This is a genomic window from Sediminibacterium roseum (genome assembly GCF_009939005.1).
In the GTDB taxonomy this organism is placed as follows: Bacteria; Bacteroidota; Bacteroidia; order Chitinophagales; family Chitinophagaceae; genus Sediminibacterium; species Sediminibacterium roseum.
This window is the reverse complement of record NZ_JAACJS010000015.1, coordinates 1,764,691-1,777,924: the sequence shown is the minus strand read 5'-3', so window position 1 is coordinate 1,777,924 and position 13,234 is coordinate 1,764,691. Positions and strand designations below refer to the sequence as shown.

Below are 13,234 nucleotides of genomic sequence, written 5' to 3'. Positions count from 1 at the left end.
AATAATCAGTCGACGATTCCAAAACTGTAAGAGGCCCAAAAACTTTCCCAATCGCTGTCGGATTTATCTGGACATGGAATCATATGTGTTGCATGCAATACCCAGTCGCCCTTGCGAGTTATTTTGAAAGTACAATTGCCGTTTGCATCTGTTCTACCTGTAACTACGCTCGCCGGCTCGCTTCCGATCCGGTTTCTTGCAGTAATGATTTTACCTTTTATCGGAGATCCGTTAAAATAAGCCTTTGCGTGTAAGGTGCCGCCAACTGCGAGCTTATACGGGTTGTCGAGTAATACGATTTCAAATTTTTGGCCAATTACGGTTTTGTACATAGTGTCCGAATAATCCTTTTCACTTTGCACCAGTGATTTAATGTAGCGGGTATATCTTTCTTTCTGCTCCTTTTTTGTTTTGTCAACTTTACCCGCAATACCGTCAAGATGGTCCTCTATCAGGTAGTCAAAAAACTTATCTGTTGCCAGCGAAATGCGTGCATAGTTACGCTCGCTATGCAAAAGACCACCACCGGTGAAATCAACTTTCCTGGTCAAAATTGGCAACGTTCCGTTTTCCGAATTACTCAGATCCGTTTTTCCATTTTTGGTCAGTAACTCAAAACTGAGGGTTTGAGGTTTTTGGTATGGTCTTTCTATTTGAATGTTCAAGCCGTCTGCAACGAATAAATGCATCTCAAGAATGTCCCCTTCATTAACTCTGAACTTGGCGGCAAGTAATATGTACTCATGCGCAAAAACTGAGACAATCATAATACAGAATGCGATAGCTATCAGATACTTTTTCATTTTACGAATTCAATTGTTAAATATTATAGGATCAAAAAGAGTGCTGAAAGTAAAACACTTTACTCGATTTGCCGTCTCTTTACTTTAATTACCGCCAGTCAATTTCATTATCAAAAAATTTATCCATCAATTGTTAATGAATCAATATTTTGTTGTTGAAAAGTTGATTTTTGCAACTTTTTGTTCTAACGGGCCACTTATCTTTACTGGTCGATTGTGATTTTTTGATTGGATATAACGTGTAGAATGGAAACGACAAAACTGAACTGGTTTAATCCTCTTGCCATACCTGGCATTTATTTTATCTCCCTACATCCATCTGTATTACATCTTCACTCCGGTTATGGAACCGGCTTGGAAACTCCGGCTTTTTTTACTGGTAATTTGATCCATAATATTCAGCTATCCTTTAGTGAACAGATAAATCGTGATGTATGCAGGAAACCCCTATGTTATTTCCGGTAGCTCCTTCGGAGTTTTGGAAACAGATCAAAGTAGTCGTGTCGGAAGTTGTAGATGCCAAACTCGCCACAATGCAGAATGGAACTCCACAGTCTTGTATCGACATGCCGGAAAAAACCCTTCTCAAAGCAACGGAAGTCTGCGAAATTTTCCGGGTATCCAAGCCAACGCTGTATGCGTGGATCAGGCAGGATAAACTACGCAGTTTCAAGATCCGTTCCCGCCGGTATTTTTCCCGCGCAGACATTGAACTTGTCATCCGCCAAATGCAACCGCCTGTTAACCCGTAAAAAGCTGTCGTATGAATTGTCAACAAGCCAATCAAATTGACATGGTTGATTATATGGCGACCCTTGGATTCAAACCGGAGAAAATACGCCAGAACAACTATTGGTTCCTGTCACCCAACCATGCGGAGAAAACTGCCTCATTCAAAGTAAACCGCAATAAAAATATATGGTACGATCATGGAACTGGTCAAGGTGGAAATCTGGTAGACTTTGCGATGCTGTATTTTAAATGTGGCCTTACAGATGCATTAAGTAAAATAGAATCAGGAAGCATCCACCAACCCGACCCCATTTTCCAAGCGCATGTTACATCCCAGGTCGATGCCTCAAATTCCATCCAGATTATCCGTGTCGATCAATCGATCACCGATATGTTTCTTTTGCGTTATTTAAACCGACGTCAGATTGACAAATTAGTTGCTGCAAAATTCTGTAAGCAGGTGCTATATGAAAACGCCGGGAAACGGTTCGCCGCAATTGGTTTTAAAAACAATTGCGGTGGTTACGAATTGCGCTCCGAAAACTTCAAAGGAAGCAGCGCACCAAAATATGTAACCTGGTTTAATAATGTGGCTGATAATATTTCGGTGTTTGAAGGCTTCTTTGACTTTCTAACATGGCGCTCCATGCAGACCCCGCAACTCGTAAAACCAACGAACATTCTTGTACTGAACTCCCTTTCTTTTTTCACTCGCAGTTTATTGCTCCAGGAGAAATACGAACGAATTCATTTGTATCTGGATAACGACGCTGCCGGTAGAAAATGTGTACAGGCGATAGAGAAAAGAAGTCAAGGAAAAGTAATTGATGAGAGTCGCAGTTACAAAGATTATAAGGATCTCAATGAGTGGTATGTGAGCAAGATTCAGTCTCAGCATCAAAGCCAGTCAAGAAGAATAGGCAGATAGTTATTTTTTAAAGCAAGCGGTGTTTTTGTTGCACAAAAACGCTTCCGCTTGCTTTTTCTCCCGTTGGTCGCAAAAGAGAAATGACGCAGAAAACTGTGAGTAAAAATGGGTAACGGTAAAGGCGGTAGACCTAAGAAGGTAATAAAAAGAGAGGCAGCTACCGGTGTGAGATTTACGAAAGCCGAGTATTTTATTGTGAAACAAAAGGCAACAAAAGCCGGAATGAAGATCACTGTATATGTCCGGACAATGGCCGTTGAAGGATATGTAAAAGCAAGGCCACATCCAGTTGACAAGCAACTGGAAAAACAATTGGGAGGAATGGCTAATAACATCAATCAACTAACCAAACTCGCCCATCAAAAGGGCCTACTTACTGCGTTGCTATTTTTTGAAAAAGTGAAGGGTGAATTGCACCATATTTTAAACAGATTGCGCGATGATCAGTAAGGTAATTAAACCGGGTAAATCATTCGCTGGCGCTTGCAGGTATTTGTGCAGTAACCGCGAACGGGCAGAAGTGATATTTTCGGAAGGAGTCAGGGATTATGATCATGTCCTAATGGCTGAAGATTTGGAATCTCAGCGGCAATTAAATCCGGGTCTAAAATCACCGGTCCAACATATCATATTATCCTGGTGTGCCGGTGAGGACATCCAAAACGAAAAGATGTCTGAAATCGCATTAGAATATTTGAAAAGGATACAGGTTTCGAACACACAGTTTGTTGTGGTAAGGCACAATGATCGGAACAACCCACATGCACATATTTTGTTCAACCGGGTAGACAATGAAGGGCGTACAATCAAGGATAATTTTTTGGGACTTCGGGGAAAGAAAATAGCCCAACAATTGACACAGGAATACGGACTAGTTCCCGCGATTAAAAAAGATCTGGAACGGACACAGATGGAACGCATGAACGATTTCGATGCTACCCGTTATGAAATATTTCAGGCCATTACCGAATTGCTTCCCAAATGCAGATCGATGGATGAGTTGGCTGTGCTGTTGAAAGTAGAGAAAATCGGGCTGGTATATAAGTTCAAAGGCCAAACAAATGAGGTGCAGGGAATTAGTTTCACCAAAGGTAAATTCAAGTATAAAGGTTCAGAAATTGATCGTTCGTTTTCTTACGGAATGCTGAGTAAGAAATTGGAACAATCCAAGGCGAAAAAACAAATTCTTAATATGAGCCACTCAGGAACTAAGATTGATCTCAAAGCATGGGCTGTCGCACGTGCGATGGATATGGCCAGAGAATTGCTGAAACCTGAAGAGGAATACAATCAACTTCCTTCCGAGTTTTTGAAAAAGAAACGCAAACGACACCGATTATAATATGGATAAGAATGAATTAAAAATCAGGGATGATGATACGCAGAATTTACTTATGCAATCCGTAGTGGAAAGGTTTGAAGGAATGGAAATATTATTACATGCAGCCCTAGACCAAAGACCACAAATAGACTACTCAGCTATCACTAATGAAATAGCCAGCTTAAAAAAAGAGATACTCGCGAAGTTTTTGTTGGATAGAAATGTGGTTAAAGAGTTGAGCCAAAATATCGCAAGGCTGCATGAGGAGATATCAGCAATTAAAGACAATAAAATTGAACACAAGCACGTACTTCACAAAGGTGTTTGGTTATCCGTAGGTCTGGCTTTCATTACGCTATTGTTCGCCGGTGGTTGGATGCGTACATACGATAGATTAAGTTGGTATAATGAAAACAGTATTAAATACCGGTATCTAAGGGCGTTCGGTAATGAAGGTGTCGTAAAGTTAACCTACCGAATCGATAGTCTGTTTAATATAGATAATGACAATTTTAGAAATAACGTTGTGAGCGCAGAAAAACAGCTTCAACTTCTAACTGATTCAGTTCGGCTAAGCCTCCAAAAGAATGGAAAAAGTAAGCCGAAAAATAGAAATTAGGGGATATTTATTTATATTTGGGGTAAATTATTTCCAAAACGCAGACTTATGGGGTAAATTATTTCCATTTGCGTGGCTTGGTTGGGTTTTAGGAGACAAATATTACCATGAACAAATTGAAAGAAATACTTATCGGAACTGCCGAAAATTCGAAAGAAATCGGAAATCTGGAACGTGAGGGGTTGGTAAGAAAAATCGCACCAAGAATATATACCTCGAATCTTACTGATCCACCGGAAAAAATTATCCGGCGCAACTGGTATCACCTGGTCTCAGAATTATTTCCCGATGCGCAGTTGAGCCATCGCAGTGCATTGGATCATATACCGACTTCAAACGGGCATCTTTACCTTACCCGTAAAAGTAAAAATAGTATAGAGCTTCCAGGTCTCACTTTACACTTTATCAGCGGCCCAGGTCCATTACATGAAGATTCGCTATTCTTTGGAAATTTACGAATCTCCAGCCTACCACGAGCCTATCTTGAAAATCTTCAAAGAACCAAAGGAACTGGTGAAGAATCCAAAGCCCTGCCACGCCAGGAGCTGGAAGAAAAAATCGAAAAATTCATCCGGGTCAAAGGGGAAGAAGCACTCAATCAAATAAGAGACAAAGCGAAAGAAATTGCGCCAAAACTGGGCATGGAAAAAGAAGCGGAAGAATTGACCCGTTTGGTATCCGCCATGCTCGGCACCGGGATCTCTAAAAATCTTATAAGTCCCATCGCAAAATCAAGAGTGTTGGGCGAACCGGTAGATCCCGATAGAGTCGAATTGTTTGAATCCCTTTACCATGAACTGATTAAACGAGAATACCCAGATTATCCGGAAGAAAATCGAACAACGCAGGCATATCATAACTTTGCATTTTTTGAAGGCTATTTCTCCAATTATATAGAAGGAACCGAGTTTACGCTGGATGAAGCAAAAAAGATAATTACAACCGAAATGCCGATTCCGGCGCGCGATGAGGATTCGCATGATATTTTGGGAACTTACCAGATTGTTTCGAATCAGAAGGAAATGGCGGTAACCCCGACATCCCCCGATCATTTTCTCAATCTGCTAAAAGAAAGGCACGCAATACTTTTGAGCGCGCGAGCGTCAAAAAATCCAGGTGAATTCAAAGACAAGAATAACCGCGCAGGTAATACAGAATTTGTAGATAAAGAACTCGTACGAGGAACGCTTAAGAAAGGCTATGAGTGGTACAGTATTTTACGCCACCCGTTTGCCAAAGCAGCGTACATGATGTTCCTTGTAAGCGAAGTGCATCCCTTTCTGGATGGAAATGGAAGAATAGCGCGTGTAATGATGAATGCCGAACTCAGCTCACAACAACTGGCAAAAATCATTATCCCAACAGTTTATCGTGAAGATTATATGGGCGCGATAAAAAAACTGACCAAGCTGAGAGAAGGGGATGCTTACATAAGAATGCTTCAGAAAGCTTGGACCTTCAGCAGCCAGGTAAATCAGCAAAAATTCGATCAAATGGAAAAATTCTTAACTCAAAGCAATGCGTTTTTAACACACAAAGAAGGATATCTGAAACTCGATGAACAATCTCAAAAGCAAAGACGTTCACTTAGGCGATAACACTGCAATTAAAAAACCGCTATACAAGACTGAAAGCAAAGTGAATCCTTATTTATCCATGTTTTTTTGCTGGTGAAAAGAAAGCATCCCTTACTGGGCGTTATCAAACTGAAGTTTATCCTCCGGCTTTTTGATCAGCTTTCCAAAACGGTAACTCACTCCTAAATAAATCACTGGTTGATCTGCTCTGCGGATGCTGATTTGCTTCAAATAAGTAGTATTGAGTTCTGATTTCTGTTGCTGTGATTTGAGAACATCAGAGACAGCGAGGATGATGGAAACTTTTTTCTTAAAAACATCCTGTCGTATGCCCGTATTCATTACGAAGGAGGGATAGTTCTTGCCTTGCGGTGTCAGCCGCGCCGAACGGTAATTGGCGCTGAGTTGAATCATTGTTGTCGGCGTAAGCGTAAATGTACTGTTGAAGTTCGTGCTGAATGAGATAATCGTTTTTTTATCAAAATACCCTAAGTTAGAAGCATTGATCTGGTTGTAAAAAAAATTGGTACTAAGGTTGGAAGAAAAGAATTTACCGGCTTTTGCTGAAAAAATCAATTCCAGTCCAGCAGACTGATCGTTTGAAAGATTTTGCTGTGTAGTGAGTAGTACGCTGTCATTTAATGCAACAGTTACCTGCGTAAATCCATTTTGTTTATAGCGATAGTATAGGCTTGGTACAAAGGAAAAATTCTTATTCTGCCATTTGTATCCGAATTCAACAGAATGAATAATCTCTGGTAACAACTTGGCGTTACCCGCTCTTACATTATATGGATCCTGGTACTCAGGAAAAGGATTGATGTCATCGCCTTCGGGACGGTGTACCCTCCGGCTGTAGTTCAACTGCAGCTGACTTGTGCCGGTTAATTCGTATGCGAGGTGAATAGTCGGATACAATTTCAGGTAATCGTTTTTGATTGAAGTGTCTTTAGTAACCTGGTATCCTTTAACGATGGCTTCCTCCAGGCGCAAACCAAGTGAATAGCCAAACTTATTATAGTTCTTCTGATAAGTTCCATACAGGGCATGGATTGACTGGTTAAAAAGAAACTGGTTGGTTTTAATTTTATCCGCAAGGAACTTGCCGGCATTATTATCGTAATTTTCAAAATAGAAATTAAAGTCCTGCTGATTGAAGGAACCGGAATAGCCGGCTTCCAGTTTGGAGCTTTCATTGATAACATGAGAATAATCAACGGTTAATTGCTGCTGGTCATCGCCCTGGAAAATACGGTTGTTGTCAAGCGAGGTACTGTTACCCGGCGCATGATAAATATTTTTGTACGCATTGTTTTCCACTTCTTTAGAAGAAGACACATTAAACTCTACACGTAAGGTATGATCCTCACATGGAAAATTGTGCTCGTAAAATGCTGTAGCATCTTTTTCTTTTTCTGTTTCGGGATCTACGCGTAAGCGATCGAAGTAGCTTGTGTAAACGTGATTTTTATCAGAGAAAATCTTAGTGTTAATATCGTTCTTTAACTGATCGCGGTTCTGGTAGTTACCAGACAAACCGAAACTGTTGTTTTTATCCGGTGCATAAGTAAAACCCAATGTTGCCAAGTGTGTTAGCGGATTGGTAACCGAGCTTCCATCTTCAGAATAATAACCTGTTGTAGCATGCGTTGTAGCGTCAAGATAATCCCTGCTGGTAATGATGGTTCTGAGCCTGTTATCCTGCCTTATTCCATAATTGCCGAAAATATTCAGTTTGCCGGGTTTGTAATTCAGGGTTGCGCTAGCGTTATATCGGTCGCGGTTTCCAGCGTTGGCAGTTACACTGCCGTTCCATCCGCCTTTTACCGTTTTTTTCAAAACTATATTGATGATGCCGGAAGTGCCATCGGGTTTGTAACGTGCAGAAGGATTGGTGATTACTTCAATTCTTTCAATTGTATTGGCAGGAAATTGCTGAAGCACTTCCGCTTTATTTAGTTTGCCCAGCAATGGTGAAGTGCGTCCATTGATCAGGATCATCACATCGCCCGAACCGCGTAGGCTAACATTTCCTTCGATATCAACCTCAACAGATGGCACGTTTTTTAGCACGTCACTTGCCGTTCCGCTTTGCGCCATAATATCTTTTGTAACATCGTAAGATTTGCGGTCGATGGATGTATTGAGAAGCGGTTTACTTGAAGTAACAGTCACATTATTCATTGCCACGTTGAGCAAGGTAATGGGTAATGATCCGACATTGATTCGCCCTTTGTCAGCGGTAACCGCAATTACGGTCTTTTCATAACCAATGAAACTATAGCGGATCAGATAGGTGCCGTTTTTTACCTGATCAAATGAGAACTTTCCTTTATTGTCCGTAACCATCCCTTTGATCACCATACTGTCTTTGGGATTCAGCAATTCCACATTGGCAAATTCTATAGGAGATTTTGATGTTTTATCGACAATAGTTCCCAGCACAGTTGAAGTAGATTGTTGTGCTTCAACTGAAAGAACACTAAAGCACAATAATAAAACAGCGAGTAAATTTCTGGTATTCATATATTAATTTGTCGCACGAAAGTAAATGGTGAATCTGGAGAGAATTTGAATTGTTATCCATTATATAATAATGGACCAACGCGCTTCACATACATTTCACGTGCAGCCAAGACATCATAAAAGGGGCCCGTATTTACGGAACCCCTTCGTTTATCAAAACTACCTGTACATGAGACTATTTTTCATAAACAAGCACCTGGAAAGAACCTGGAATCATTTTGGCCCTGGTGTTCTTAGGTGCATCTGCCGGTACTGGCTCGTAATCGGCAGTTGGTAAATACAACCTGTGCGTTTTTTCATCAATTGTAATGGTGCGTGCACCTTTTTTTGTTTTCACTGTTTCGGTCACTTTGTATTCGTTTGCGCTGACTTCGCTAACTACTGTCATAGTACCCTCACCGTTAGAAGCAAAAACCGTTTTGGTAGCAGGATCGAAAGCGGCACCATCGCAACCATCACCGATGGGAACCTGCGCAACTATTTTTCCGTTGGTGCAATCCATCACCACCATTACTTTGTCGCAGGTAGCAAACAGCCTTTTTGTTTTTGTATCGATAGCAAGACCCGTCGGTCCTTCTGCAGAACCAAGTGACCAATGGGCGATCACCTCGTTCTTTACAATGTCCACCGCAACGATCTCGTTTTTATCTTCCACATTCACAAACAATTTACCTGCGTTGTCGCTGGCGATAGTTTCCAGGGTACCGGGAACAATGATAGTTGCCACCACTTTATCTGTTGCCGGATCAATCACCGTGAGACTTCCCGCAGAATGATCACTGGTAATGATCTTTTTTGAAAATGCATCATACATGATCCAGTCCGGATTTTTTCCCGTGGCAACCTGTCCCAGCATCGCATGTGTTTTCAGGTCGAACACGGTTACATTGTTGGTCCTTCCATTACTGGTGTATCCTTTGCCAAATGCATTTGCGAAAGCAATACCATGAACACCGGTAGTGCCTGTTATTACACCTACTGAATCTCCGGTTGTCTTATCCACGATGTTAACCTGCGAACTGTGGGAGAGAAATAGTTTATTGGATCCCGGATCAGAAGCAGGGTAGTCCCAGCCGCCGGGACTTGCAATATGAATGGTTTTCACAAGGTGGTAACCACTTTGGGCATTAACGGATGCAGTCAGTAAAGACAGCGCGAGTAAACAGAAGGTGCTGCGTTTCATGGTAGTAGTTGATTTAGGTGATATGAATGTGTTTAATCTTTTGCTTCCTTCAAAAATTTACCATTCGCGTCAAAGAGTACATCTTTTCCTTTTACTGCCGCTTCATAATTCACGCTGCCGTCTGCCTTGGTAATTTTGGCAGCACCTTTTACTGTAATGCCTTTGTAGTGTTCTTTCATGTAGGTCATAATGGCTGCAGGCAATTCATTTACTTTCATTTCCTGTTCTGATTCCTGCAATACACCTTTCGGGTTGTAGATAGCTGATAGTTCATTTCCACCCTGTACAAAAGAAACTTCATAATTTCCATCTTCTTTTTCCCATTTCACTTTTGTTGCATTTGGATATGCTTTTGCGAAAGCTGCTTTGGCTGCATCCGGAGCGCCGCCTGTTTTCTGTGCGATCACTGCGATGGTAACGATGAGGGCGAGTCCTAAGAAAATCTTTTTCATAATAGTATTTTTTTATTGTTTCTCAAACCTAAGTATCCATTTTGTAGAGATTCTGAATTTTACGTTTATAGGTCAATCTTATTAAACTCGGTAGTACAATCAATAGCAATGGCAGTGCAACAATGAACCCACTGATCACGGCAATGGCGAGCGGCTGGTGAAGTTGTGCACCCGTACCAATACCCAACGCAATGGGCATAAGCGCGATGATGGCGCCGAGGGCAGTCATTAGTTTGGGCCTGAGCCTGGTGGAAATGGAGTAGATGATGGATTGATCTGCGTCTCCCGATTCAGCCAGGGATTCCCTGAATTGCAGGAAGGTGAAAATTGCGTTTTCCCCAATGATCCCAACGATCATGATAAGGCCTGTATAACTGCCCACATTCAATGGTGTATTGGTAAAATACAAACCCATGTAACTTCCGCTGATACCCAGCACGGCGATAAGTAAAATGATACACGCGATCCTGAAATCTTTAAAAAGAAATAGTATCACACCGAATACCAATAAACTAGACGTTATCAAAATCATCAGCAATTCTTTAAACGACTGTTGTTGTTCCGCATAAGCGCCGCCATAAACAATTGCGTAACCTTGCGGCAATACTACTTTCTTAGATACTTCTGCCTGTATGTCTTTGATCACGCTGCCTAGGTCGCGGTTCTCAAGACGTGCGGTAACTACGCCCATTGATTGCAGGTCTTCACGTTCCACTTCAGCTTCACCAGTGTTGATGCGTACGTTTGCGAGTTGGTTGATCGGCATCAGTCTGCCGTTAGGCAAAAACACGGGAATCTTATCAATGTCTGCAACACTTAATGTTTTGTTGCCAGGGTACACCAGACGGATATTACTGAGTTGTTCCCGATCATAGACCGATCCCACAATATTTCCCTCTAGTGAAGACTGCAACTGGTACTGAAGAGCAGAAGGCGTAAGACCATACTGCGCCAGTGCCGTAGCATTGGGTTCAATATTGATGGACGGGCCCGCGATCACGATGCCATCGAACACATCTGCTGCACCTTCCACATGGGTTACCACATCGGAAACCTGTTTGGATAGTTCCTGTAATTTTGAAATGTCGTTACCGAATATTTTTACTTCAACCGGCTGCACTGATGTCATGAGATCACCGAGCATATCACCGATAACCTGCCCGAAATCTATACGGAGTGCGGGTTGCGAAGATTCAACTGCTTTGCGGATATCGGCGATCACATCGTCCGTTGATTTATCCCTTTCTTTTTTTAACTGTATAAGATAATCGCCGCTGTTGGGTTCAGTGATAAAGAAACCCATCTGTGTGCCTGTTCTCCTGCTGTAGGCCTCCACTTCTGGGATAGTGACAAGGATTTTTTCAACCTGTCGTAACATCCGGTCGGTTTCTTCCAATGATGTACCGGGCGGCGATGTGTAATCCAGAACAATGCTTCCTTCGTCCATTTCCGGTAAAAAACCTGTTTCCAGTTTTGGATAGATGAACCAGATCGAAAAGATGAGACCCAGTATCATCACCAAGCTGATCCATGGACGGCGTATAAAAAATCCAACCCAACGCTGGTTCTTTACATTATGCGGTTTGGCTTTCTGTTTAAATGAATTTACAATACCCGCTTTGCGTGTAAAGAAAATGTAGATGACAGGCAGTATAAGCCAGGTAACAAAAAAAGAACAGACCAAAGTGATGATCATCGTATCGGTCATTACTTTGAAATATGCGCCTGCAACGCCGCTCATGAGTACAAAAGGAAGGAAGATTACAATGGTGCTCAAGGATGAACCGACCATTGCCGGCAATAAATATTTGATTGCCTTTTGCACAAGTGTTGTAGTAGGTTCTCCCGGATGTTCTTCATGTGTCCGGTGGATCTGCTCCACAACAACGATCGCGTCATCGATGATGAGGCCAATGGCAGCGGCCAATGCGCCAAGTGTCATGATATTTAAAGTCTGCCCGTATGCAAAGAGGCATATAATGGACAGGCATAGGATAACAGGGATCGTGACCAGGATCACCGCACTGGCTTTGAAAGAACGCAGGAAGATGATCGCTACAATAATCGCAAGTGCGAGGCCGATCATCAAACTGTCTGTTACACTTTTGATCGAGTCTTTGACAAAAGCAGCCTGCTCATAAAAAGGGTTAATGGTAACATCTTTCGGGAGGATCTTTTTTAAGTCAGCGAGTTTGGCATCCATCTGATCACTTAATGCAACCAGGTTCGCATTGGGCTGCTTGATTACTGCAAGTAATACACCTTCTCGGCCATTTGCATTGATCTTGATGTATTCTTTCGCTTCCTGGATCTGCAGGTCCGCGATATCTTTTAGCAAAATCACGCGCCTGCTGTTGTTACTGATCACAAGATTGGCAAGCTGATCTTTGGAAGTAACTGCAGCATCTGTTACAGTGAGATACAGCAAACGGTAATCAGATAAATATCCGTTGGATTTAATAAAATTAGTCTGGCTGAGCGCTGTATTGATCATGTCCGGGGTAATACCGAGTGTGTTCATTTTCTGTACATTCAACACAAGCCAATATTCTTTTTCTTTTCCTCCGATCACGCGTATTTCAGATACGCCATCCACCTGCGATAAAAAAGGTTTGATGGTATACATCGCCAGTAATTTCATTTCTATTGGCGAACGTGTTTTGCTTTCAAGTGAAAAACCTGTGATAGGCAGGATAGAAGGATTCATCCGCTCCACTGTGATCTGTATGTCCGGTGGAAGCGTGTTTTTTATTTCATTGATCTTTGATTCAATGCGTTGCTGGCTGATATCAATGTTCGCGTTCCAGTCCATGTACGCTGAGATTTCACAGCTGCCGCGACTGGTGATGCTGCGGATCTTTTTTAAGTCAGGCACCTGCTTCACTGCATTTTCCAGTTGCCGTGTAACGGTGATCATCATTTTTTTTACCGGCTGCTGTCCCGCATCAGCGATGATCTTGATCTTCGGAAAAGTGATCTCAGGAAAAAGTGCCGTTTGCATTTTGCTGTAGGCAAATAATCCACCCATGATGATGATCACGGCCATCACGCTTAACGGGTTCTTGTAGGAAGTAAAGAAATTACGCATGTGGA

11 protein-coding genes are annotated in these 13,234 nt (G+C 42.0%); 6 read left to right on the top strand and 5 right to left on the bottom strand.

The genetic code is table 11. The features are described 5' to 3' along the window. Positions 1-5: 5 nt before the first annotated feature. On the bottom strand, positions 6-803 hold the full coding sequence (locus GWC95_RS18925) for a DUF4198 domain-containing protein (protein ID WP_161820271.1): 798 nt from the start codon (positions 801-803) through the stop codon (positions 6-8). A gap of 434 nt (positions 804-1,237) precedes the next feature. Here GWC95_RS18925 and GWC95_RS18920 point away from each other — a divergent pair, with 434 nt between their 5' ends. The 6 genes from GWC95_RS18920 to GWC95_RS18895 all read left to right on the top strand — a co-directional run bounded on the left by GWC95_RS18920 (position 1,238) and on the right by GWC95_RS18895 (position 6,001). Next, positions 1,238-1,555 (top strand): helix-turn-helix domain-containing protein, encoded by a 318-nt coding sequence (locus GWC95_RS18920; RefSeq protein WP_161820270.1) that lies wholly within the window; start codon positions 1,238-1,240, stop codon positions 1,553-1,555. Between the two features lie 11 nt (positions 1,556-1,566). Beyond that, on the top strand, positions 1,567-2,463 hold the full coding sequence (locus GWC95_RS18915; protein WP_161820269.1) for a toprim domain-containing protein: 897 nt from the start codon (positions 1,567-1,569) through the stop codon (positions 2,461-2,463). A 105-nt stretch (positions 2,464-2,568) separates the two neighbouring features. Further along, the gene (locus tag GWC95_RS18910; protein WP_161820268.1) at positions 2,569-2,913 is read left to right on the top strand and encodes a plasmid mobilization protein; all 345 of its coding nucleotides are present in this window, start codon (positions 2,569-2,571) and stop codon (positions 2,911-2,913) included. Then, complete coding sequence (locus GWC95_RS18905) at positions 2,903-3,805, top strand: relaxase/mobilization nuclease domain-containing protein (RefSeq protein ID WP_161820267.1); 903 nt, start codon at positions 2,903-2,905, stop codon at positions 3,803-3,805. Before GWC95_RS18910 ends, GWC95_RS18905 begins: the two co-directional genes overlap by 11 nt. A 1-nt stretch (position 3,806) precedes the next feature. Then, a complete protein-coding gene (locus GWC95_RS18900; RefSeq protein WP_161820266.1) occupies positions 3,807-4,403 on the top strand; it encodes a hypothetical protein in 597 nt (198 codons plus the stop codon). A gap of 107 nt (positions 4,404-4,510) precedes the next feature. Next, entirely contained in the window at positions 4,511-6,001 is a 1,491-nt protein-coding gene (locus tag GWC95_RS18895) for a Fic family protein (RefSeq protein ID WP_161820265.1), read from the top strand. 90 nt (positions 6,002-6,091) lie between these two features. Here the strand turns inward: GWC95_RS18895 and GWC95_RS18890 are convergent, their stop codons facing one another. From GWC95_RS18890 to GWC95_RS18875, 4 genes are all read right to left on the bottom strand, one after another. Beyond that, the gene (locus tag GWC95_RS18890; protein WP_161820264.1) at positions 6,092-8,506 is read right to left on the bottom strand and encodes a TonB-dependent receptor domain-containing protein; all 2,415 of its coding nucleotides are present in this window, start codon (positions 8,504-8,506) and stop codon (positions 6,092-6,094) included. Positions 8,507-8,681: 175 nt separating this feature from the next. Beyond that, on the bottom strand, positions 8,682-9,689 hold the full coding sequence (locus tag GWC95_RS18885; protein WP_161820263.1) for a YncE family protein: 1,008 nt from the start codon (positions 9,687-9,689) through the stop codon (positions 8,682-8,684). A 32-nt stretch (positions 9,690-9,721) separates the two neighbouring features. Beyond that, positions 9,722-10,141, bottom strand: coding sequence for a PepSY-like domain-containing protein (locus tag GWC95_RS18880; protein ID WP_161820262.1), 420 nt, complete (start codon positions 10,139-10,141; stop codon positions 9,722-9,724). A 28-nt stretch (positions 10,142-10,169) separates the two neighbouring features. After that, positions 10,170-13,229, bottom strand: coding sequence for an efflux RND transporter permease subunit (locus GWC95_RS18875; protein ID WP_161820261.1), 3,060 nt, complete (start codon positions 13,227-13,229; stop codon positions 10,170-10,172). Positions 13,230-13,234: the final 5 nt, after the last annotated feature.

What these genes read in the sequence shown, in the direction of transcription:
- GWC95_RS18920 (WP_161820270.1), top strand. Translation starts at nt 1,238, where the DNA reads ATGCAGGAAACCCCTATGTTATTTCCGGTAGCTCCTTCGGAGTTTTGG.
- GWC95_RS18915 (WP_161820269.1), top strand. Translation starts at nt 1,567, where the DNA reads ATGAATTGTCAACAAGCCAATCAAATTGACATGGTTGATTATATGGCG.
- GWC95_RS18880 (WP_161820262.1), bottom strand. Translation starts at nt 10,141, where the DNA reads ATGAAAAAGATTTTCTTAGGACTCGCCCTCATCGTTACCATCGCAGTG.
- GWC95_RS18900 (WP_161820266.1), top strand. Translation starts at nt 3,807, where the DNA reads ATGGATAAGAATGAATTAAAAATCAGGGATGATGATACGCAGAATTTA.
- GWC95_RS18875 (WP_161820261.1), bottom strand. Translation starts at nt 13,229, where the DNA reads ATGCGTAATTTCTTTACTTCCTACAAGAACCCGTTAAGCGTGATGGCC.
- GWC95_RS18895 (WP_161820265.1), top strand. Translation starts at nt 4,511, where the DNA reads ATGAACAAATTGAAAGAAATACTTATCGGAACTGCCGAAAATTCGAAA.
- GWC95_RS18905 (WP_161820267.1), top strand. Translation starts at nt 2,903, where the DNA reads ATGATCAGTAAGGTAATTAAACCGGGTAAATCATTCGCTGGCGCTTGC.
- GWC95_RS18910 (WP_161820268.1), top strand. Translation starts at nt 2,569, where the DNA reads ATGGGTAACGGTAAAGGCGGTAGACCTAAGAAGGTAATAAAAAGAGAG.
- GWC95_RS18925 (WP_161820271.1), bottom strand. Translation starts at nt 803, where the DNA reads ATGAAAAAGTATCTGATAGCTATCGCATTCTGTATTATGATTGTCTCA.
- GWC95_RS18885 (WP_161820263.1), bottom strand. Translation starts at nt 9,689, where the DNA reads ATGAAACGCAGCACCTTCTGTTTACTCGCGCTGTCTTTACTGACTGCA.
- GWC95_RS18890 (WP_161820264.1), bottom strand. Translation starts at nt 8,506, where the DNA reads ATGAATACCAGAAATTTACTCGCTGTTTTATTATTGTGCTTTAGTGTT.